The sequence below is a fragment of the Kribbella antibiotica genome (assembly GCF_004349055.1).
GTDB lineage: Bacteria > Actinomycetota > Actinomycetes > Propionibacteriales > Kribbellaceae > Kribbella > Kribbella antibiotica.
Genome location: NZ_SMKX01000017.1, coordinates 1 through 21,698, shown reverse-complemented (window position 1 = coordinate 21,698; position 21,698 = coordinate 1). Strand labels below are relative to the sequence as shown.

Here is a 21,698-nt window from a genome sequence, read left to right as displayed (position 1 = left end):
AACCACACCTGCGGGTGCGGACCCTCAGGGGTATGACGACGATTTCGCGGCAGGTGGATCGGCCCCCGCCGGAGGTGCGGGACGATGACCTCTGGGACGCCTTGCGCCGCCAGGAACCGGAGGCGCTCGGCGATCTGTTCAGCCGGTACGCCGTTGCCGTGCACGCTTATGCGGTCCGGCATACGGGCTCTTACGCGTACGCCGATGACGCAGTCCAGGCAACGTTTATCACCGCCTGGAAGCAGTTCGGGCGCTCGGATCCGGGGCCGCTGCAGCACGGCAGCGCGAAGCCGTGGTTGCTGGCGATTGCGCGCAACGAGCTGCGGAACAGTGTCCGGTCCAGACGCCGGTTGGCGCAGTTCTTGCTGCGGCAGCCGGCGCCGTTGCATCAGCCGGATCACTCGGAGGCGGTTGCGGCTCGGGTGGATTCGGAGAAACACATCCGGGCTGTTCGGGCAGCTCTGGCTGCCCTTCCGGGTCATGAGCGCGAGACCGTTGAGCTCGTCTATTGGGCACAGCTGAGCCTGGCCGATGCCGCGGCGGTCCTGGGGGTCGCCGAAGGCACTGTGAAGGCCCGCCTGTCCCGGGCCCGCCGCCGTCTGCCCGCTTTACTGGAGGAGCACCGATGAACCTCACCACGCCCCCACCGGTCGAGCAGCTCGACCCCGAGTACACCGAAACGCTGCGGCGCAACGTAGTCCGCGGCGCCTACAAAGCCTTCCGCCCGAAGCCGCCGCGCTGGACGCCGTTCCTGGCGTGGGTTCCGGTCGTTGCCGCCACCGCTGCCGTCGCGATCGGCATCACCAGCGTCGTCACCCTCAGCCGCAGCGGCGACCCGGCAGGCTCTACCGGAATCCAGCAGGAGTCTCCTGACAAAACGCAGCGTGAGTGGCTCGACCTCGGCGATGCGAGTGACAGCCAGGCACGAGCCGCGGCCAGGCAGTGCCTGAAGCTGAAGACGACGGTCTCCGGCACCACCGAAGACCTGTACGGTCCTGCGGATGCGGACGCCGCGACCATCAGGTCCGCCCGCTGGATCAAGGCGTTCGGTGTGCCCGGGAAGTCGCGGCAGCTGCTGCAGACCTTCGTCACCGCGAACAGCAACTTCTGGTTCCAGTGCCTCGACGGCGAGATTCTGCGCTGGGACACCTCCGCGGCTGCGGCCAACGAACAGAACCCGATCCCAGGGACGTGGGCGTGGAACAACGTCGGCGAAGGGAAGTCGGCCGGTGTGCGAGCGTCGTACTCGTTCCGCGCCGCGAAGAACGTCGGCCTGGTCGAGCTGCGGATCCGTGGACTCAATGGCGTCTCGCCCTGGTACGCCGACGTCACGGTCGATCAGGCCGGTTACCTCGAAGGGATCCTGCCTGACGCCGTCGCCGAGCACGGGAACGCGGAGATCGACGTTCGCGCCTTCGACAAGGACGGCAAGCAGGTTTTCTTCACGACGTTCGGGTGACAACGAACCGGCCGGGCCCTCGGGGGGTCCGGCCGGGTCGCGGGGTGGCTCGAGGGTCAGCCCTTGCCGGGGGTGCCTTGGTTGACTGCGGCTTCGAACTGGGAGCGGGTCATGGCGGAGGTGTCACCGAGCGTCTTGGCCGTGCGGCTGCAGTTCACTGCGGGGGCCGGTTGGCCGGACAGGTAGGCGATGGCGGTGCGGAAGGTGTCGCAGCGGCGCTGGTCTTCGGCGCCGGCGGGGTAGCCGATGGCGGCGTTGACACGGCCCATCTTGAGCTGGTCGGCGTACGGGTTGATGTTGCGGGCGACGGTCCAGTACCAGCGGGCGATCTGAGCGCTGTAACGGATGTCGCGGGCGAGCTCGGGGTTGTTGATCAGGTCGACGCCGAGCCACTGGCCGGCGGGACGGTAGTTGAAGTCGCCGGTGAGCTGGATGTAGCCGCGGCCGCCGTACACGCGGGTGTCGCCGATCTCGCGGATGTTGTACTCGAGCCGCGATTCGTGGACCAGCGTGGCCAGGAAGGCCGCCTTGCGGTAGACCGTGTTGATTCCGGCATCCCGCATCGCCTGGTTGAGCGAGGGCAGCCCCTGCTGCACGATGCTCGGGTTCGCGATCCGGCTGCCGAACATCGCCTGAACCTGGGCGAGCGTGATGTCGCCGACCGGCGGGTTCGGATTGCCGCCGCATTCGGGGACACCGGGGAGTTTGTCTTCGGGAATCGCGACGTACACGACGGTCACATACCCACCGAGGGCGGGCACATGCGCCCACCATTCGCTGGTGCCTTCGTCGATGGTGACGCGGTCACCGCGTTTCTGGCAGTCGACGTTGATATCGGTCGGGCCGGGCAGTGTCCCGACGACAGCCGAGGACAGATAGGCGTCGGCGCGGATGTTGACGCCGGTGCCGAAGGTCCGGAAGACGGCGGCGTGGGCCGGGGTCGCGGTGACCAGACCGGCGGCCACGATGCCGAGGCCCGCGAGAAGAGAAGTGAGACGGCGAAGAACCATGAGGAGCTCCTGGGGCGGAGGGGCGGGATTGGTGAAATGTTTCCTGCAAGGCGCGCTTGCCGGTTACTTTCCTCCAGATCCCGCCCGTTCACAACCCCTTCGGACCAGGCCTAATTGTTTGCGGATCAGCCGACGGTGCCGGGAGCCCCAGGTGCCTTGGCCAGCGCGTCGAACTCGGTCCGGGTGAGCTTGCTGGTGTCACCAGACGTCTTCGCCGTCCGGCTGCAGTCCACCGCGGGTGCCGGCTGGCCGCTCAGATAGGCGATCGCGGTGCGGAACGTCGCGCAGCGGCGGCCGTCCTCGGCGCCGGCCGGGTAGCCGATCGCGGCGTTGACACGGCCCATCTTCAGCTGGTCGGCGTACGGGTTGATGTTGCGGGCGACGGTCCAGTACCAGCGGGCGATCTGAGCGCTGTAACGGATGTCGCGGGCGAGCTCAGGATTGTTGATCAAGTCGACGCCGAGCCACTGACCGGCCGGGCGGTAGTTGAAGTCACCGGTCAGCTGGATGTAACCGCGGCCGCCGTACACGCGGGTGTCGCCGATCTCGCGAATGTTGTACTCCAGCCGCGACTCGTGCACCAGCGTCGCAAGGAACGCCGCCTTGCGGTACACCGTGTTGATCTGCGCATCGCGCATCGCCTTGTTCAGCGACGGAAGCCCGGTCTGGACGAGCGACGGGTTCGCAATCCGCGACCCGAACATCGCCTGTACGTCGGCCAATGTCACGTCACTGGTCTGCGGCGGATCCTGAGGACAATCCGGTACGCCGGGAAGCTTCGTACCGGGGGTGTCGATGTACGCGACCGTGGCATAGCCGCCGTGGGCCGGCAGATGCGCCCACCAGGTCGTGGTCTTGGAGCCGACGATGACGGAGTCGCCGGCCTTCTGGCAGTCGACCTCGACCGAGGTCGGCCCGGCCAGCACCTTGACCACCGAGGCCGACAGATAGGCGTCGGACCGGATGTTCAGGTTGGTCGCGGTGGTCTGGAAAGCCACCGCGTACGCCGGGACTGTCGCGACGACACTGGCGGTTGCGACGGCCAGGGCCGACGCGAGGACACGCTTGAGCATGAGCACTCCTGGGGCGGGAGGAGATGAATGACTTCACCGTCCCACCGCCCCTGGGGCGTTGCTCAAGTACGCAACAGCGTCAGGCCTCCTTGGCCTCCGCCGACTTCGATTCGGGCCGTGCATCCACGCCGGCTTCCTTGCGCTGTGCCGGAGTGATCGGCGCCGGGGCCGCGGTCAGCGGGTCGAACCCACCGCCGGACTTCGGGAACGCGATCACGTCGCGGATCGACTCCGTGCCGGCCAGCAGCGCGGTGATCCGGTCCCAGCCGAACGCGATCCCGCCGTGCGGCGGGGCGCCGAACTTGAACGCGTCGAGCAGGAAGCCGAACTTCTCGGTCGCCTCCTCGTCGGTCAGGCCCATCACCTTGAAGACGCGCTTCTGGATGTCCTCGCGGTGGATACGGATCGACCCACCACCGATCTCGTTGCCGTTGCAGACGATGTCGTAGGCGTAGGCCAGCGCGTTGCCCGGGTCGGTGTCGAAGGTCTCCAGCGAGTCCGGCTTGGGCGAGGTGAAGGCGTGGTGGACAGCCGTCCACGCACCCGAACCCACCGCGACATCACCGGCGGCGGTGGCGTCGTCGGCCGGCTCGAACAGCGGCGCGTCGACGACCCACAGGAACGACCAGGTCGACTCGTCGATCAGGCCGCCGCGGCGACCGATCTCGAGGCGGGCCGCGCCGAGCAGCGCCCGCGACGTCTTGATCGGACCGGCGGCGAAGAAGATGCAGTCGCCCGGCTTCGCGCCGACGTGGTCAGCAAGACCAGCGCGCTCTTCCTCGGACAGGTTCTTCGCGACCGGACCGCCGAGCTCGCCGTCCTGACCGACCAGCACGTACGCCAAACCGCGAGCGCCACGCTGCTTGGCCCACTCCTGCCACGCGTCCAGCTGCTTGCGCGGCTGGTCCGCACCGCCCGGCATCACGACAGCACCGACGTACGGCGCCTGGAAGACCCGGAACGGGGTGTCCTTGAAGTAGTCGGTGCACTCGACGAGCTCGAGGCCCATCCGCAGGTCGGGCTTGTCGCTCCCGAACCGCGCCATCGCCTCGGCGTACGTCATCCGCTGGATCGGGGTCTGGACGTCGTACCCGATGAGCTTCCACAGCGACGCCAGCACCTCTTCGGCCAGCGCGATGATGTCATCCTGGTCGACGAAGCTCATCTCGATGTCGAGCTGGGTGAACTCCGGCTGCCGGTCGGCGCGGAAGTCCTCGTCGCGGTAGCAGCGCGCGATCTGGTAGTACCGCTCCATGCCGGCCACCATCAGCAGCTGCTTGAACAGCTGCGGCGACTGCGGGAGCGCGTACCAGGAGCCCGGCTGCAGACGCGCCGGGACCAGGAAGTCGCGGGCGCCTTCCGGCGTCGACTTGGTCAGCGTCGGCGTCTCGATCTCGACGAAGTCGTGGTTGCCCAGGACGTCGCGGGCCGCCTTGTTCACCTTGCTGCGCAGCCGCAGCGCCGCACCCGGGCCCTGGCGACGCAGGTCGAGGTAGCGGTACTTGAGCCGGACCTCTTCGTTCACCGGGGTCGCGTGGTGCTCCTCGACCGGGAACGGCAGCGGCTCCGCGGAAGACAGAACCTCCACCCCTGTGCCATCAGCGGCAATGACCTCGATCGCACCGGTCGGCAGGTTCGGGTTCGCGTTGCCCTCGGGCCGCGCGTTCACCTCGCCGACGATCTTCAGGCAGAACTCCGAGCGCAGCGGCCCGGCGACCTCCTCGTCGCGGATGACGACCTGGACCGTGCCGCTGGAGTCACGCAGGTCGATGAACGCCACGCCGCCGTGATCGCGCCGCCGCGCCACCCAGCCGGCCAGGGTGACGGTCTGCCCGGCGTGCTCAGCACGCAACGAGCCTGCGGGATGGGTACGGATCACTGGATCTCCTCGATACTTGGTCGTACGTCGTCTGCCGGCGGCGCCCATGTAGCCGGGTCGACCGCCACCTGCTCACCGCTGCGAATGTCCTTGATCTCGAACCCGTTCTCGGTGCTGAACAGCACGAACGGGATCCCGCGCCGATCGGCGAACTTGATCTGCTTGCCGAACTTCGCCGCCGCCGGAGCGACCTCGACCGGGATTCCCCGGCTGCGCAACTGCGCCGCGGTCCGCATCGCCTCGGCCCGGTCCTCCTCCGCGTTCAACGCGACCAGTACGGCGGTCGGCGTACTGCGGCTGCCCTTGAGCAGTCCCTGGGAGACCAGTCGGTGCACGAGGCGCGAGACGCCGATCGAGATACCAACACCCGGGTACGTCGTCTTGCCGTCGGACGCGAGGGCGTCGTACCGGCCGCCGCCGCCGACCGAGCCGAACGACTCCTGGCCGACCAGGTAGATCTCGTAGACCGCGCCGGTGTAGTAGTCGAGGCCGCGCGCGATCCGCAGGTCGGCCATCAGCAGACCGGGAGCGTGCTCTGTCGCGGCCGCCATCACCTGGCTGAGCTGCTCGAGGCCCTCATCCAGCGTCGGGTGCTCGACACCCAACGCACGAACCTGCTCGACGAACGACGTGTCCGTGCTGGAGATATCAGCCAGCTGTACGGCGAGCTGCGCCTGCTTGTCCGTCGCACCGGACTCGACCAGCCGCTCGATCACCTTCTCGGGACCGATCTTGTCGATCTTGTCGACGATCCGGAGCACGGTGGCGACATCGTCCAGGCCGAGGCCGCGGTAGAACCCCTCGGGGATCTTGCGGTTGTTGACCTTGACCACGAACTCGGGCACCGGCAGCTTGCGGAGCGCCTCCGCGATCACCAGCGGCAGCTCGACCTCGTAGTGGTTCGGCAGCTCACCGGCGTTGACGATGTCAATATCAGCCTGGGTGAACTCGCGGTACCGGCCCTCCTGCGGGCGTTCGCCGCGCCAGACCTTCTGGATCTGGTAGCGGCGGAACGGGAAGGCCAGCTTGCCGCCGTGCTCCAGCACGTAGCGCGCGAACGGGACGGTCAGGTCGAAGTGCAGCCCGAGCGACGTGCCCTCGCTGGCTTCCGCCGCGAGCCGCCGGACACCGTAGATCTCCTTGTCGGCGTCCTCGCCCTGGTTGGACAGCCGCTCGACCGGCTCGACCGCACGGGTCTCGATCGACGCGAAGCCGTGCAGCTCGAACGTCTCCCGGATGCTGTCGAGGAACTCCAGCTCCACGATCCGATCCTGCGGAAGGAATTCGGGGAACCCGCTGAGAGGGGTCACCTTGCTCATAAGTTGGGAATCTCCAGGTCCTGCAAGTAGGGGTTGGTCGCCTTTTCCCGGCCGATCGTGGTCTGGCCACCATGACCCGGCAGGACGACGATCTCGTCGCTCATCGGCAGGATCTTGGTGGCCAACGTATGCAGCATCGCCGGATGGTCGCCGCCTGGCAGATCCGTCCGGCCGATCGACCCGGCGAACAACACGTCACCGGAGAAAAGCACCGCGGGCACATCCTCCGGGCCCAGGTACGGCGTCGTGAAGGTGACCGAGCCTCTCGTGTGGCCCGGGGTGTGGTCGACTGTGAAGTTGAGCCCGGCCAGCTCCAGCGAGAGCCCGTCCTTGAGCTCGGCGACGTCGTCCGGCTCGGCGAACTCGTGGTTGCCGCCCAGCAGCATCGCCGCGGACTCCTTGCTGATCCCCGCCATCGGGTCGGCCAGCAGGTGCCGGTCGTCAGGGTGGATCCAGGCGGTCACGTCGTAGGCACCGCAGACCGGCAGCACCGAGAACATGTGGTCGATGTGACCGTGCGTGAGCAGCACGGCGACCGGCTTCAGCTTGTTCTCCCGGACGACCTGCTCGACCCCGGCGGTGGCGTCCTGCCCCGGGTCGATGACGATGCACTCCGCGCCCTGGCCGGTGGCGACGACGTAACAGTTCGTACCCCACGATCCTGCGGGGAACCCGGCGATGAGCACGACAGACCTTCCGAATCGGTACTGCATTACTGCTGGACCACCCAAGGTTACCGGTGCTCGGATGCCGACTTCGAACCGGATTGGCCCGACTTCCGTCCGGATTGGCCCGACTTCCGTCCGGATTGTTAGGCAACACCGTTGCGCACGAGCTGGGAGTTTGTGATTGTTCAGGGATACGCGTTGGGATCCAGGCCCGACGCGCCCGGGCCGACCCCTGAGCACGTGTGTGAACCAGAGGCCGACCAGAATGGGCACGAGCGCAGTACATACCGCCGGAAGGGGCGAGTTGTGGCCGAGGAGAGCTGGGGCCGGGTAGCCGAGGACGGAACGGTCTTCGTACGGACGAAGGACGGTGAACGGCCGGTCGGTCAGTGGCCGGACGCGAAGCCGGAGGAGGCCCTCGCCTTCTACACCCGCCGGTACGACGCCTTGGCGTTCGAGGTGGAGCTGCTGGAGCAGCGCGTCCAGGCGGGCACGGTGTCCCCGGACGACGCCCGGGCAGCGGTGAAGAAGGTCAACAGCTCGCTCGAGGAAGCGCAGGCGGTCGGTGACCTGGACGGGCTGAAGACGCGCCTCGAGGCGCTCGCCCCGCTGCTCGCCGTACAGCGTGAGAAGCGCAAGGCCGAGCGGGCCGCGAAGGTCGAAGAGGCCCGCGAGTCCAAGACCAAGATCGCGACCGAGGCCGAGACCATCGCCGCCGGCACGGACTGGCGCCACGGCGTCACCCGCCTGCGCGAGCTGCTCGACGAGTGGAAGGCGCTGCCGCGCCTCGACAAGGGCAGCGACGACGAGCTGTGGCACCGCTTCTCGTCGGCACGGACGACGTACACGCGGCACCGCAAGCAGCACTTCGCCGAGCTCTCCTCCAAGCGCGAAGAGGCCGCGACCGTCAAGGAGCGCCTGGCCGCCGAGGCCGAGACGCTGTCCGCGAACACCGACTGGGGTCCCACCTCCGGCCGCTTCCGCGAGCTGATGCGCCAGTGGAAGGCCGCCGGCCCCGCGCCACGCGAGGTCGACGACAAGCTCTGGGCCCGCTTCCGCGCCGCCCAGGACACCTTCTTCGGCGCCCGCGACTCCGTCCAGGCCGAGGAGAACGCCGAGCAGATCCAGAACCAGGCCGCCAAAGAGGCGCTGCTGGTCGAGATCGAGGCGATCCTCCCGGTCAACGACGCCAAGACCGCGCGCGACCAGCTCCGTGACCTGCTCGACCGCTGGGACGCGATCGGCAAGATCCCGCGCGACTCCATGCGCGCCATCGACGGCCGCCTGCGCGCCGTCGAGCAGGCCGTGAAGTCGGCCGAGGACGAGGTCTGGAACAAGAGCAACCCGGAGGCCCGCGCCCGCGCGGAAGCCACCGTCAAGCAGCTCCAGTCGCTGATCACCGACCTCGAGAAGCAGGCCGCCAAGCACGAGGCCCAGGGCAACACCCGCAAGGCCAACGAGGCCCGCGAAGCCATCGAGGCCCGCCGCGAGTGGCTGACCCAGGCCCAGAACGCCGTCGCCGAGTTCAGCTGACGCTGACCTGTGGATAACTCCCAGCAGGGTGTGGCCCCATAGGTCATCCTGCTGGGATGTTCCCGTACGTCTTCGCCGGCCTACCGTTCCGCGCCCATCAGGTAGGCCGCAAACTCCAGTGGCTGCTCGGCCGCGGCGAGATCCGTCAGCTGCTCAAGGGCGTGTACGTCGACGTCCGCGTGCCCGACAGCCTGGAGCTGCGGGCGGAGGCGCTCGGCCTTGTCCTGCCATCTGAGGCCGTTGTGCACGGTGACGCTGCGGCCTGGCTCCATGGCATCGACTCCACCGCGCTCGGGCCTGAGCCCACCATCCACCCGCAGTGGACCTTCGACGACCGTCCGGCCGTCGACGTGTGCGGTCTCCGGGTCATCTCCCCCGCCGCCACCGCCATCGAGCTGGCGCAACGCCTGCCGCGCCCTTTCGCGCTGTCCGCCCTCGACGCGCTGCTGCACACCCAGGCCGTCACCCACGCCGAACTGCAAGCGGCCGCGCCCGCCTACTTCGCCGACGACAGCACCTCCCAGGCCGCGCTGCTCCTGCGGCTGGCGGATGGGCGGGCGGCTTCGCCTGGTGAGTCGTGGTTGCGGTTGCGGTTGTTCGACGCCGGTTTTCCGCGACCTGAGCTGCAGGTCACCGTCGGGCGCTACCGCCTCGACATCGGGTACCCCGACAACCCGGTGGACGGCCGCTGGCTGGGGCTCGAATACGACAGCGACGCCTGGCACTCCACCGATCGCCAGCAGATGCGCGACGAAGATCGCCGTACGGATCTCGCGAAGCTCGGCTGGCACATCATCCCGATCCGCCGCCCCGACCTCTGGGGCTCCTACCCGGCCCTCGAACTAGCTGTCGGCGCCTTCCTCTGCCAACACCCCAGACTCCCCCGCCGCTGGTAGCTCAATCCAATACCGCCGGACAGGGCCACGAATCCCTTCCAGCACACCGCCATTGCGCTCGATGGTCTTTGCCGACCCCGGATTGTCCGCCAAGCACACGAGCAGCACCCGCCCGATCCCCAGTGCTTGCGCCTCCACGAGAATCGCGCCAAGCGCCCAACTCGCCACGCCACGACCGCGCGCGGACGGCCGAACGCCATACCCAATATGTCCGGTCCGCTCATTCAGCTCATGCCGCAGCCCGATCCCGCCCAGCACCTGCCCGTCCTCAACAATCCACCGAGACGTCCCGCCCCTGGATTGCACCCTCGCAACCCAAGTCGCAAACCCCTCGACCGAGTCGACCTCATCCGTCGTCTCGAGCCCGAACCCGTCCTCGTGAAGCCCCGGCCCCCACTCCCGATGCGCCGCGCGCCAGGCGTCGTACAGGTCAGTGCTGGGTTCCACCAAAGCCAAAGCCACCACCCGATGCTACCCACGCCTCCGCTCCCGCCATCAGCACCTCGGTCGCCGGCGCCTTGATCTGCCCGTAGTCGAAGATGTCGGAAACCGTTGCAGACAAGCGCTTCTTGAACGCACCCCAAGCATCCCGTACGTCGTCATGCGCCCGCAGGTAGTCGCGGAACAACAACGCATACCGCGCGTTCGGCCCGTCGTGCAGCCGCACATGCACGTTGGTCGCCCGCTCCCCCACCGGCGGCGCGAACACCAGCTTCGGACACGTCACCCCGGCAGAGACCTCCGCCCGATTCCATGCCTCCGGCCGCAACCGAAAACCCGCGTCAGTCAGCAGTTCGACCAGCGGCTCCAGCGCAAGCACGCGAATCTGCACGTCGACGCAGTCCTTCGCCGCTAGCCCCGGCACCGACGTGGAGCCGACATGATCGATGGCGACGGCGTGGTGGCCGACCACGCCGCGGAGGCGATCGGCGAGCTGCCCGAACTCCTCCGGCCAGCTCACGCGATAGTCGGAAACAGCTACAGGACGAACCTCATCGGCGAACGGCATGACCACCAGAATGCCTGATTTCTCTTGCCTGCACGGTGGATTTGCGTCGTTATCTTTTCGTGACTAAAATAGAACGCATGTTCGAGAATGAGCTTGCCGAGCTTTCGACGACCGACTTGATGGAGTCGGCCGCGGGTGAGCGCACGGCCGAGAACCGATCCGCTACGCGGTCGCTGGTGCATGCGGTGGTGTATGCCGATCGCTTCCATCCGGATGTGTGCGCGGTTCGTCCGGGCCGGCGGGTGAGTGACGGGCGGGAGCGTGCGGTGGTGCTGGGTGGTGACGGATGTCCGCCGGTCATGGAGTTCTGCATCGGGGAGTACGGCGCTGTGCTGGGTCTGTCGCCGGGAGTGGCGCGGCAGTATCTGGCGGACTCGCTGTCGCTGCGGCACCGGTTCCCGTTCGTGTGGGCGCGGGTGCTGACCGAGGAAGTCACGGCGTGGAAGGCGCGTAACCTGGCCCGGGACTGCGAGAAGTTGTCGCTGGCGGCGGCACTCACTGTGGACAAGAAGGTCGCGCCTCTGCTGGACACGATCTCGCCGACCCGGCTGGCCAAGATCATCAAGGCCGCGAAGATGTACGCCGATCCTGACCTGGCGAAGGCCGAGGCTGCCGAGACAACCGCCGAGCGTGGTGTGTGGGTCGGTCAGTCCGATGAGCATGGCACCAAGACTTGTGTAATCAAGGCTGCCTCGGCGGCGGTCCGTCGGCACAAGGCGAAGATCGACGAGATCGCCGACGCCCTGCAGGCCCAAGGCGACAAGCGCAGTATCCAGGCCAGGCGCGCAGAAGCGATCGGCATCATGCCCGACTCCGCCTTCGCCGACGAACTCATCGCCCGAGCCCGAGAGCACCAGCGCACCAACCCCATGCCCGACGCCAATCCCGGTCCCAGCTCTGATGCCAGTCCCAGTCCCGATGCCGGCCCCAGCGCCAATATCGAAACCAGTCCCGCTTCCAGCCGCGCCTCCGTCCGGGCGCCTTACTTGGCGCCTGCGCGTGCGCGCCTCTGCGTGCCCGCCTCTGCGCCCAGCACCGCCCCGGACCCCGAGCCTTGCTCTGGGCCTGGATCTGGGTCAGCGCCTGCGCTCGCCCGCAGTTCCGCTCCAGCCTCTGCGTCCGCCCCTGCGCGCAATGTCATCGGTGCCTCTGGTGGCAACCTCGCGCCCAGTTCTGTTGCTGCAGGCAACGACATTTCGGTTGACCGGGTGGCGGGTATGAGCGTCCCACCTGGGTTCGATGGCGAGCCTGGCCTGGATGATGAGGCTGACCGCGAGGCGCCTCATCCCAGCACGAGTGACCTCCCCGATCCACTCGATCAGTCAGTTGGCTGGGCGACAGAGCCGTTCGAGGCAGCAGGCGTCGTCCCACCTGAGTCCGCTGAGGCGATGAGTGCGGATGAGTTGCGCGCCCTCGCGGCCCGGCTCGCCCAGGTCAAACACGACGCCCACTCCCGCCCACGCGGTGAACGGTCCGTCGCGTCACGGCCGGCGAAGACCGAGGTCTTTGTGCACCTCACCGACCACACCCTCGCCACGGGTGACGGCGTCCTCCGCGCCGAAGAGATCGGGCCGCTACTCGCCTCCCAGTTCACCGAACTCGTCGGCTACGGCCCCTACGCAGTGAAGCCGGTCATCGATCTCAACCAGGCCGTCAGCTCCGACGCCTACGAGATCACCCACCAGATCCGCGAATGCGTCAAGCTCACCCATCCCGTCGAACTCTTTCCCTACGGGACGCGCGAGACGAGCAACACCATCGATCTGGACCACATCGAGCCCTATGACTCACTCGGGCCACCGGGGCAAACCAGCCTGGACAACCTGGCACCGTTGAGCCGCTTCGGTCACCGGGTGAAGACGCACGCCGACGGATGGCGAGCCCGGCGGATCGACCGCAAGACCCTTGAGTGGACCACTCCCCACGGGTTCGTCTTCCGCGTCGACCCGACCGGCACCCACCGCATCTCGAAGGAGGCACCAGATGGCTGACATCGTGCACTGGATCGGCGAACCGGTCGCCGACGGCAGAGTCGCCGAGCACCGCTTCAACCTCGTCCGGGAGGCCGGCATCGTGCCGGGCATCTTGTGGCTGCCCGGAGGCATTGACCATCCGCGCCCGCCGTATCCGCTCGTACTCTTGGGACATGGCGGCAGCGGACACAAGCAGGCCACGCGGCAACTGAGCCTGGCCCGGTGGTTCGCCGGCGGATGGTACACAGCCGCTGTTGCCATCGACGGCCCCTTCCACGGCGACCGGCCACACCACGACCGCATGGCGGACGATTGGAGCGCAACCCTGAACGCTCTCATCGACCTGGACCTGGTCGACGGTAGCCGAGTCGCCTACCTCGGCCTATCGATGGGGACTCGTTTAGGACTGCCGTACGTGGCCGCCGCAGGTCGCGGTTTGCGCTGTGCAGTGCAGTGGAACGACGAACTGTTCCCTCGCGCCGGGCAGTTCGAGTTGTTCGACCGCCTGGGCTCACCGGACAAGCCGTTGATCGCTTTCCCCGGGACGCATCGAACTGCTGCTCCATTGGCGATCAGGTCCTGGTGCGAGTTCATCGTCGATCACCTGGTGGCGTGATCTCTTTCGCGTGCTCGGGCGGCTACGCCTTCGTCGGTGCAGAAGCCGGTGTGGTCGCGTTTGAGGCAGAGGAGGCCTAGGAGGCGGTTGGTTGCGTCTACTACTGCTAGGCGGCGTTGGCCTAGACGGGCTAGGGATTGCTGGGCTGTGGTGATGGGTTCATTGGGGGCGATGGTTCGGTTGGTGAGGGTGGCATGGGAGAGGGCCGGGGTTTCGGGTGGGGCGTTGAGGAGGTCGGTACGGAGGATGGTGCCGTGAAGGATGCCGTCGGCAACTAGCAGCAGGAGGTGGACGTGGGTGTCTTCGAACTCTGCACGAGCAGCCTCGACGGACGCGTTGAGGGGCAGGGTTTTCGGGGCGGTGATCATGCAGTCGGCGACGATTGGGGGCATGTCAGTCCAGGATCGCCAGGAGCTCGACGAGGACCTCATCGAGAGGATCAGCGCTGCGTCTGGCTTGACAGAGGACGACGGCGCCTTCGATGGCGGCGACGGTCAGCGTGGCCAGGCGTTGGGCTCGGGCGGGCTCGTAACCGTGCTGTTCGAGCAGCCGGACGCTGGCGTCGTGCCAGCGGGCGAAGATGCCGGCGACCGTCTCAACTGCATCCGGTACGTCGTCATGCCCGTCCACCGTGAGCGCGACCACCGGGCAGCCGGCCGTGAAGTCCGAATCGATCAGCGCCTGTTTCCAGAACTGGGCGAACAACTCCAGCCCACCGCGGATGTCACCACTCTCGGAGACCGCATCGAACACTGAGCTGATGAAGTCGCCTGCCTGCTGTACGGCGGTCGTCACCAGCTCTGCCCGCCCGCCCGGGAAGTGGTGGTAGACGGAACCCCTCGGCGCACCGCTGTGCGCTAGGACGGCGTCGATGCTGGTCCCGCGGGCACCGCGCTCACGCAGCAGGGTGACTGTACTCATCAGCATCCGCTGCTTGGTCTCACCTGGTTTCGGCATTCCACCTCCCCTGACTCAGCAGCTCCTCGACACAGTAGCTCCTTGACTCAGCAGTATGACAGAGACCATAGTTACCCGGAAGTAGCCATGACGTCGGGAGTGCACACGATGACCGCTGAATGGGCAAGGACGGCCTGCATCCTGTGTGAGAGCAACTGCGGGCTGGAGGTGCAGGTGGCAGACCGCCAGCTGGTGAAGATCCGCGGCGACAAGGACCACCCGGCCTCGGCCGGCTACACCTGCGAGAAGCCGCTCCGGCTCGACAAGTACCAGAGCGACCCGCATCGGCTCGACACTCCCCTGCGTCGGCGGCCGGACGGCAGCTACGAGGAGATCAGCTGGGAGACCGCTCTCGACGAGATCGCCGAGCGGCTGGCCGCCGTGCGGGACACCTACGGCGGCGACAAGATCTTCTACTACGGCGGTGGCGGGCAGGGAAACCACATGGGTGGTGCTTACGGGCGCGCCTTGTTCCATGCGGTCGGCGCCGAATACATGTCCAATGCGCTGGCCCAGGAGAAGCTGGGTGAGGGCTGGGTCGACAAGCAGCTCTACGGTAACCACACCTCGGGCGACTTCGAGAATGCCGAGGTCGCGATCTTCATCGGCAAGAACCCCTGGCAGTCCCACGGCCTGGTTCGAACGCGGCCGGTCCTGAAGGAACTGGCCCGCGACCCGGAGCGGGCGCTCATCGTCATCGACCCACGCGTCAGCGAGACCGCCGCGCTGGCCGACATCCATCTGCAGACCAAGCCGGGCACGGACGCCTGGTGTGTCTCCGCGCTGGCCGCGACCCTCGTCCAGGAAGACCTGATCGCGAAAGCCTGGCTCGACGAACACACCGTCGGTATCGAACAGGTGCTCGCCCCACTGCGCGCGATCGAGATCGGCGACTACGCACGCCGGTGCGGCGTTCCCGAAGACCTGATCCGTACGGCGGCCCGCCGGATCGCCGCCGCGAAGAGCGCCGCGACGTACGAGGATCTCGGGATCCAGCAGGGTCCGAACAGCACGCTGATCTCCTACCTGAACAAGTTGCTGTGGATCCTCACCGGCAACTTCGCGAAACCCGGTGGGATGCACATCCACTCCTGGGTCTTCCCGATCGCCGGCCGCTGGCACCCGGTCCCCCGCACCGAAGGCCCGCCCCGCGCATTCCGGGCGCGCCAAAAGCTCGGCCAGACAGCGATGCGCCGTACGGCGAAGCCGTTGCGGCGGACGTTGGCCAAAGCACAGGGCCGCGGTTCCCGGGCAGTCGCCGGTCTGGTCGCCGAGAGCGCTCTTCAAGCGTTCTTCGAGGCGGTCGCCGTCCCGTCCGCGCGCCGGATCGCCGACGCCCTCGGCCGCCCGGATGCCAACGGCACCACGCCGGTCAGCGGCGCGAACGTCATCGCCGGGCTGACGCCGTGCAACGCCATCGCCGACGAGATCCTCACCGACCATCCGGACCGGCTGCGCGCGATGTGGATCGACGCCTCCAACCCGGCCCACTCACTGGCCGACTCCCAGCGTTTCTGCGAGGCGATGCGGAAGCTCGACCTGTCGGTGGTGATCGAGGTCGGGATGACAGAGACCGCCCGCTGCGCCGACTACGTCCTACCGGCGGCCAGCCAGTTCGAGAAATACGAAGCGTCGCTGTTCACGCTGCACTTCCCGCACAACACCTTCCAGGTCCGCGCGCCGCTGATGGACCCGTTGCCGGGGACACAGCCCGAGCCTGAAATCTATGCCCAGGTCATCGACCGTCTCAACGTCGTCGACCCCCGGCTGATCGCGGATCTCATCGCGGCAGCGCGCATCAGCCGGCAGTCCTTCGGCCTCGCGTTCTTCGCAGCCGTCGAGAACGATCCACGACTGGCCGGCCTAGTGCCCTATCTGCTCTACCGCACGCTCGGCGAAACCTTGCCGCCTGGCGAGAAACCGCTCGCTCTGATCTGGGGTATGGCGCACCTGTGCGCGATCGCCCAACCTGATGCCGTCGCCCGGGCCGGTTTCAGCGCCCGCGGATTCGCGTTGGGCGAGGAACTGTTCGAGGCGTTCCGGACTCAACGCGGCGGGGTCCTGTTCGCCGACGACCGGTACGACGACGCCTGGAACTACGTGCAGCATCCGGACCACAAGATCCAGGCGGCGATTCCGGTTCTGCTCGAGGAACTGGCCCGCATCGACGGCGTCGAACCGCAGTACACCAGCGCGGAGTTCCCGTTCGTCCTGGCGGCTGGTGAACGTCGCTCGTTCACCGCGAACGTGATCATCCGCAATCCCGAGTGGCGCCGCCGCGATGCCGAAGGCGCCCTGCGGCTCTGCCCCTCGGACGCGGCCGCGCTCGGCATCGAGACCGGTGACATGGTCCGGGTGGTGACCGAAACCGGCTCAGCCCGCACGGCGGTGGAGGTCAACGACATCATGCAACCAGGACACATTTCGCTCCCCAACGGCATGGGCCTCGCCTACAACGGGAGCACCGTCGGTGTACCGCTGAACACCCTCACCTCCAACAACCGCCGCGACAAGTTCACCGGAAGCCCTTGGCACAAGATCGTCCCGGCCCGCATCGAGCCGATCCGATGAGCCTCTTCGCCGGAGCACAACGATTCCCTGTCCGTGCCGGCCTCACCGGTCTGCTCTGGACCCGGCTCGACACACAACTGACTCAGCCCGACCGAGCACACCTGCGGAACACTTTCCCCGCAGTCGCCGTACAGGCGTTCACTGGGACAACTGAGGAGTTCTGGACCACCTGGCTGGCCGACGAGAAGCTGGATGAGCTGTCGGGGCTCGTCCTGGTCGTTGACCACGACCACCAGCCGGTCGCCTGGGTGGCGAGCAACCTCCGCCGGTTCGGCGGCCGGAAGTGCTTCTACGCAAACTCCGCCGGCGTGCATCCGGCATACCAGGGCACTGGCCTGTCCAGCACGATCTGGCGGGTACTGCTCCGCTCGGCGATCATCAGGTCCGCGCCACGGACCCTGTACGCCGTCATGCGCACCGGCAATCCGCTCGTCTACAGCGCCTGGTCGGCCGCGACCGGTCGCACCGACACCACTTGGCCGACGCCGGGCGGAACTGTCCCGGAATCCGTACGGCGGATCGCGGCCGATGCCGCTGACAGCCTCGGTCAGGCCGACCGTCTCGATCCGTCCACATTGATCATCAGCGACGCCTACGACACCACGCAGAGCGGTCTCTACACCGAGCGCCCGACCTCCGACCAGACGGCGATCGACGATTGGTTCGGCACGATCCTCGGTCCGCGCGATGCTGTCGTACTGGTCGTTGCCTTCTATCCGCTGCGCGCGATGCTCGCCGAATCGCTCAGACCTCTTCGCCGCGCGGCTGCTCGCCGCACCGGGAAGGTGGTACGGCGAGCAGGCGTGGACAGTTAGGCGGTACGACGATGCCGGAGGGCGAAGGCCGTTGCCACCAGAAGGGCGATGCCGGCTGCTGTAGCTGGGATTGCCAGGTTGCGGCTAGGTGCGGCCGTGGTGTTGGTGGTGGTGGCTGCGGTGGTGGCAGTGGTGTCGTAGCCGCCGGCGGTGCCGTTGTCGTTGTACTGCGAGCCGGGGAGCTTGTCGGCGTACCGGCCGGCGACGAGGTCCTGGTAGGCGGCGACCGTGATGGGCGCGGTGCCGATTGACTTCGTGGCGGAGGCGTTGAGCGGGCGGACGCGGTCGCCGTTGAGGGCGTACCAGGCGCCGATCTGCGGTTCGGTGAAGACGAGGGCGCCGCGGGCCGCAGTGAACATGCGGGCCTCGGTGTCCCCGGTCGCCACGTTGACGGCCTGCCAGGTGCCCTTGGCGTCGGGGGCGGTGTAGACCGTCAGGCGATCGGTGCCGCGGGTTGCGGTGGTGGCGGCGTACCAGAAGGTTGCGACCGGCACCGAGGCGTCGCGGACGAAGGCCGGATTGAGGGCGTAGACCGGGCGGGCGTCCTGGCCTACCGCGAGCTTGGCGGCCGCCTTGCCGTTGACCGACTGTGCAGTCCCCGCCGTCGCCTTGCCTAGGAGGCTGAGCGCGGTCGGCGAACCGGCCGCGGTCGTTGCCTTGGACAACTCAGTGGCCGGAACCGGCTGCGGAGCGGCAGCGCTCGCCAGCGCGGCGGTGCTCAGCGTCAGTCCCAGACCGGCGGCCAGTACGGCGCCCGCCCGGAACAGGAAGTGCTTCAAGCCGCCCATCTCAGGCTCCGATCCGGTAGAGCGAGTGCGTCCAGGTGAACTGCGAGTTGGACCGGTACCAGTTGTACGTCGAGAAGTTGTAGCGCGGGTCGTCCGGCCACGGGTTGTAGTACTTGATCGTCGAGTCCGCGGAGTTGTACCCGATGATGTCCATCATGTGCCCGCCACCGGCGGTCCAGCCGATCCGCGTCATCACCGGACGGCCGGCGGCGATCTCGGAGACCAGGGTGTTGAAGGCGAGCGTGCCCGAGATGTAGCTGCCGGAGCTGATCCCGATCGAGTTGAACGCGCGCTGGTCGTTGCCCAGCGTGGCCTGGTTGTTCGGGCAGGTCGCGTTCTGACTGTTGCCGAACGCAAGGTTGCAGAACTGGTTCTGCGAGTAGTTCTTGCCGTAGAAGGCGGCGATGCTGTTGCCGGTGGCGGCCCAGCACCAGTTGCTCTTCTGCTGGGACTGCCCGGTGACGTTCAGGTAGTAGCTCCCAGGCGCGGCCGCGGCGATCGGTGCGAGCGGGGCCAGGGTGGCCACGCCGAGCACGGTTGCCAGCAGCAATGACCAGGAGCGGCGGGGGCGGAGCCGACTCATGAACCCTCCTTGGATGGGGTGTGGTGCCACCTATAAGCAGCACCGCCATAGTCAGGATGTGCCGCGGCCCCGGCAAGAAGTAACTCCCGGCCCGCATTCGGCTGTGAATCCCAACGCAGCGTGAACAGCGCGTGACTGGCGAATATCGCCGGGGGCTGTGAACGTTTACACTGACGCGCATGACCGGATCGTCGGTACCCGACGTCACGCCGGACACGTCGTTCGCCGCGGCCCTCCGGCAGGCGATCGCGCATCGCGGCCTGGCCCTCAACCGCATTCGCACCCATCTGGCCGACCGCGGCCTGCATGTCGGGGTCGCCACTCTCAGCACTTGGCAGAGCGGCCGCCGGGTCCCGCGCGAAGACTCGCTCGCCGTGATTACCGCGCTCGAGGAGCTCCTGCACGTCCCGCACGGCTGGCTGACCGTGCGCATCCCACCGGCCCGCTCCGACCTGGCCGCAACCCACCGCCCGTACGCCGTCGTCGAGTACGCCGAAGCTCTCGGGCACCTGCTCGATCGGCTCCGCCGCGACGCTCATGGCCGGCTCCGCAACCTCTCCGTCTTCGAGGAGGTGCACCACGGCCCGGACCGCGCTCTGAAGCGACGCCACGTCATCCAGTGCGTGGTGGCGGTGCAGCCGGTCGACCGCATCATCATCGCCCACCAAGGTGAGCCGGGATGCGACGTCAACCGGCTGAACGTTCACGGGCTCAGCGGCTGCCGGACCGGCCGGGTCGCCCGCGACTCCGAGGCGGGCGCCTTGCTCGCGGAGCTGCTGCTCGACCGGAACCTCGCGACCGGCGACACGGCCGTCGTCCAGTACGAGCTCGAGGACCTCACCGGTCTACCCACCAAGAACTACTACCGCTTCGACGAGTGGGGCGGCACGCACTACGTTCTGGAGGTCCAGTTCGACCGAGCCGCCCTGCCGGTCCGCGTGAACGAATACCGCCACCGCCACGCCGACGGCGCCGAAGCCCACAGCCAGGACCTGATGCTCACCCCCGACGGCCGCGCCCACGTGATCGAGCCGTCCACCGAACCCGGCCTGCTCGGGATCTCCTGGGAATGGGACTAGAAAGCATGGAACTACTGCCTCAAGCGCTGACCGGCAATTCCTATCCTGGCCGCGGTGTCCTGTGGTGCAGGACCGTCGACGGCTCTGCGCTCGGTGCCTACTTCCTGACCGGACGCAGCGCCGCGTCGCAAGCTCGCACCCTGCACCTCACCTCCGACGGTGAGTTGATTGTGGCGCCGTCCCAACCCGGCGAGCATGACCACCTCCGGCACTACGTCGCGGCCCGCCAAGTCGGAGCGCAGGTTGTTTTCGGCAACGGCGAACAGGTTTCCACGGTCGCTGACCGGCTCGTCTCCGGCCAGGCTCCGCTGCTGGCACTCGACGGGCTGGACTACGAGCCGGACCCGCCCATCTTCACGCCCCGCCTCACCGTTATCGCGGAAGGCGAAGGTAGCGGGCGGGCCTGGTTCGGCGCCGCGCGGCACAGCGTCGGAGACCGGGCGGCCACCAACCGGTTGACCCTGCACGTCAGCGACCTGGCGCCGGGCGAGGGCGTACTGATGACGACCTACCGCACCAACGAGGACGGCATCGCGACCGGCGCCCCGTTCACCGAGGTCACCAGCACAGCCCGGAACCGCACCGACCTGCTGGACGAGCTCTGGTCAGCACTACCGCCCGGGCTTCGCATCGCAGCCGCTGTCTTCGCGCCCGGCGAGCTCTCGGGCGCCGACCTCCGGCAGAAGACCCGCTAGCTGCGGAAGCCGGCGTGGACGTGGTCGTGGTGGGTCTGGTCGGAGAAGTAGGCCGCGCCGGACAGCATCACCGGCCCACCGACATTGTAGGAACCGACGCGCCCCGAAGCTTTCATGTACGTCGAGATCAGGCTGCGTGAGGTGGTTGGCGACACGACCGCGTGGCCGTTGATCTGCCAGGTGTCGAAGGCGCGGCCGCGGGGGTGGTCGCTTGGCCGGTCGGTGCCGAAGACGTTGAGCGGGTGGCCGGAGCGGATCACACTGACGCCGATCCGGTAGGTCTTCGCGAGCTCAAGCATCGCGGTCAGCACGCTGTCGTGGACCTGCCCGGACCGCACGTCCGCAATCGATGCCGGCGGCAACAGAATCTGCTTGCTGGCCAGCACTTGCCGGGCCACGGCCGAGATCGTCTTCGCCGCCGGGCCGGGGACCGCCGGATGCATCGTCGTGACCCGCCATGCATCCCCGGAACGACTCAGCCGTACGTCGACTGTCGTGCCACCGGTGACTACTCGGCCATCGGTGAGCGAGTACACGCGACATGGCACCAACACGCTCGCCGTGCTGGCGAGAATGCCGCCATACTGGGCGTCGATCACCTCGACGACGGACCTCTCCTGCTGCAGCATCTCCATGACTGCAGCGACCGCGGTGCGCTTCGCCTCCGGCGCCACCTCACCCGCGCCCGGCGCCCACGGCTTGACCGACGGCAGAACCGGCGCACTGGCTGGAGGTGTGCTGGGAGGCGGGGTGCTGGGAGGCGGTGGGGTGCTGC

The 21,698-nt window shown here is 67.8% G+C and carries 22 protein-coding genes; 10 read left to right on the top strand and 12 right to left on the bottom strand.

From position 1 onward, the window contains the following. Positions 1–32: 32 nt before the first annotated feature. Together E1263_RS08210 and E1263_RS08205 are read left to right on the top strand one after the other, a co-directional pair. Positions 33–629, top strand: coding sequence for an RNA polymerase sigma factor (locus E1263_RS08210; RefSeq protein ID WP_132166580.1), 597 nt, complete (start codon positions 33–35; stop codon positions 627–629). Further along, complete coding sequence (locus tag E1263_RS08205; protein ID WP_132166579.1) at positions 626–1,459, top strand: hypothetical protein; 834 nt, start codon at positions 626–628, stop codon at positions 1,457–1,459. Before E1263_RS08210 ends, E1263_RS08205 begins: the two co-directional genes overlap by 4 nt. A gap of 56 nt (positions 1,460–1,515) precedes the next feature. Here the strand turns inward: E1263_RS08205 and E1263_RS08200 are convergent, their stop codons facing one another. The 5 genes from E1263_RS08200 to E1263_RS08180 all read right to left on the bottom strand — a co-directional run bounded on the left by E1263_RS08200 (position 1,516) and on the right by E1263_RS08180 (position 7,426). Next, a complete protein-coding gene (locus E1263_RS08200) occupies positions 1,516–2,469 on the bottom strand; it encodes a glycoside hydrolase family 19 protein (RefSeq protein WP_132166578.1) in 954 nt (317 codons plus the stop codon). A gap of 125 nt (positions 2,470–2,594) precedes the next feature. Then, a complete protein-coding gene (locus E1263_RS08195) occupies positions 2,595–3,542 on the bottom strand; it encodes a glycoside hydrolase family 19 protein (RefSeq protein ID WP_132166577.1) in 948 nt (315 codons plus the stop codon). A gap of 79 nt (positions 3,543–3,621) precedes the next feature. Further along, a complete protein-coding gene (gene aspS / locus E1263_RS08190) occupies positions 3,622–5,421 on the bottom strand; it encodes an aspartate--tRNA ligase (protein WP_132166576.1) in 1,800 nt (599 codons plus the stop codon). Further along, positions 5,418–6,740, bottom strand: coding sequence for a histidine--tRNA ligase (gene hisS, locus E1263_RS08185; RefSeq protein WP_132166575.1), 1,323 nt, complete (start codon positions 6,738–6,740; stop codon positions 5,418–5,420). The genes aspS and hisS overlap by 4 nt, the downstream gene beginning before the upstream one ends. Continuing rightward, positions 6,737–7,426 (bottom strand): MBL fold metallo-hydrolase, encoded by a 690-nt coding sequence (locus tag E1263_RS08180; protein ID WP_132166647.1) that lies wholly within the window; start codon positions 7,424–7,426, stop codon positions 6,737–6,739. Before E1263_RS08180 ends, hisS begins: the two co-directional genes overlap by 4 nt. A 288-nt stretch (positions 7,427–7,714) precedes the next feature. Between E1263_RS08180 and E1263_RS08175 the strand changes: the two genes are divergently transcribed. Both E1263_RS08175 and E1263_RS08170 read left to right on the top strand, forming a co-directional pair. After that, positions 7,715–8,941, top strand: a complete 1,227-nt coding sequence (locus E1263_RS08175) for a DUF349 domain-containing protein (RefSeq protein WP_132166574.1) — start codon at positions 7,715–7,717, stop codon at positions 8,939–8,941. A 56-nt stretch (positions 8,942–8,997) separates the two neighbouring features. Beyond that, on the top strand, positions 8,998–9,837 hold the full coding sequence (locus E1263_RS08170) for a hypothetical protein (protein ID WP_132166573.1): 840 nt from the start codon (positions 8,998–9,000) through the stop codon (positions 9,835–9,837). Here the strand turns inward: E1263_RS08170 and E1263_RS08165 are convergent. Continuing rightward, the gene (locus E1263_RS08165; RefSeq protein ID WP_272949653.1) at positions 9,784–10,284 is read right to left on the bottom strand and encodes a GNAT family N-acetyltransferase; all 501 of its coding nucleotides are present in this window, start codon (positions 10,282–10,284) and stop codon (positions 9,784–9,786) included. The genes E1263_RS08170 and E1263_RS08165 overlap by 54 nt on opposite strands. Continuing rightward, positions 10,268–10,846 (bottom strand): GrpB family protein, encoded by a 579-nt coding sequence (locus tag E1263_RS08160; RefSeq protein ID WP_132166572.1) that lies wholly within the window; start codon positions 10,844–10,846, stop codon positions 10,268–10,270. The genes E1263_RS08165 and E1263_RS08160 overlap by 17 nt, the downstream gene beginning before the upstream one ends. A gap of 77 nt (positions 10,847–10,923) precedes the next feature. On the opposite strand from E1263_RS08160, the gene E1263_RS08155 reads away from it, so the two are divergent. Continuing rightward, entirely contained in the window at positions 10,924–12,837 is a 1,914-nt protein-coding gene (locus E1263_RS08155) for a hypothetical protein (RefSeq protein WP_132166571.1), read from the top strand. Continuing rightward, positions 12,830–13,435, top strand: coding sequence for an alpha/beta hydrolase family protein (locus E1263_RS08150; RefSeq protein WP_202868781.1), 606 nt, complete (start codon positions 12,830–12,832; stop codon positions 13,433–13,435). The genes E1263_RS08155 and E1263_RS08150 overlap by 8 nt, the downstream gene beginning before the upstream one ends. Here the strand turns inward: E1263_RS08150 and E1263_RS44040 are convergent. Beyond that, positions 13,420–13,827, bottom strand: coding sequence for a CBS domain-containing protein (locus tag E1263_RS44040; protein WP_165956547.1), 408 nt, complete (start codon positions 13,825–13,827; stop codon positions 13,420–13,422). The two genes, E1263_RS08150 and E1263_RS44040, sit on opposite strands and share 16 nt — an antisense overlap. Before the next feature lies 1 nt (position 13,828). Beyond that, on the bottom strand, positions 13,829–14,392 hold the full coding sequence (locus tag E1263_RS08140; protein WP_202868780.1) for a TetR/AcrR family transcriptional regulator: 564 nt from the start codon (positions 14,390–14,392) through the stop codon (positions 13,829–13,831). 108 nt (positions 14,393–14,500) lie between these two features. On the opposite strand from E1263_RS08140, the gene E1263_RS08135 reads away from it, so the two are divergent. Together E1263_RS08135 and E1263_RS08130 are read left to right on the top strand one after the other, a co-directional pair. After that, on the top strand, positions 14,501–16,963 hold the full coding sequence (locus E1263_RS08135; RefSeq protein WP_132166569.1) for a molybdopterin-dependent oxidoreductase: 2,463 nt from the start codon (positions 14,501–14,503) through the stop codon (positions 16,961–16,963). Next, positions 16,960–17,778: a GNAT family N-acetyltransferase gene (locus E1263_RS08130; RefSeq protein ID WP_132166568.1), complete on the top strand. Its 819-nt coding sequence runs from the start codon at positions 16,960–16,962 to the stop codon at positions 17,776–17,778. The genes E1263_RS08135 and E1263_RS08130 overlap by 4 nt, the downstream gene beginning before the upstream one ends. Here E1263_RS08130 and E1263_RS08125 read toward each other — a convergent pair. Further along, positions 17,775–18,566: a hypothetical protein gene (locus E1263_RS08125; RefSeq protein ID WP_132166567.1), complete on the bottom strand. Its 792-nt coding sequence runs from the start codon at positions 18,564–18,566 to the stop codon at positions 17,775–17,777. The two genes, E1263_RS08130 and E1263_RS08125, sit on opposite strands and share 4 nt — an antisense overlap. Position 18,567: 1 nt before the next feature. Then, the gene (locus E1263_RS08120) at positions 18,568–19,149 is read right to left on the bottom strand and encodes a papain-like cysteine protease family protein (RefSeq protein ID WP_132166566.1); all 582 of its coding nucleotides are present in this window, start codon (positions 19,147–19,149) and stop codon (positions 18,568–18,570) included. A gap of 179 nt (positions 19,150–19,328) precedes the next feature. Here E1263_RS08120 and E1263_RS08115 point away from each other — a divergent pair, with 179 nt between their 5' ends. Together E1263_RS08115 and E1263_RS08110 are read left to right on the top strand one after the other, a co-directional pair. Then, positions 19,329–20,228 (top strand): hypothetical protein, encoded by a 900-nt coding sequence (locus E1263_RS08115; RefSeq protein ID WP_132166565.1) that lies wholly within the window; start codon positions 19,329–19,331, stop codon positions 20,226–20,228. A 5-nt stretch (positions 20,229–20,233) separates the two neighbouring features. Further along, positions 20,234–20,923: an IMP cyclohydrolase gene (locus E1263_RS08110; RefSeq protein WP_132166564.1), complete on the top strand. Its 690-nt coding sequence runs from the start codon at positions 20,234–20,236 to the stop codon at positions 20,921–20,923. Here E1263_RS08110 and E1263_RS08105 read toward each other — a convergent pair. After that, positions 20,920–21,698, bottom strand: a 779-nt coding sequence (locus tag E1263_RS08105) for a type 1 glutamine amidotransferase family protein (RefSeq protein WP_238161122.1), incomplete at its 5' end; no start/stop codon positions are given. The genes E1263_RS08110 and E1263_RS08105 overlap by 4 nt on opposite strands.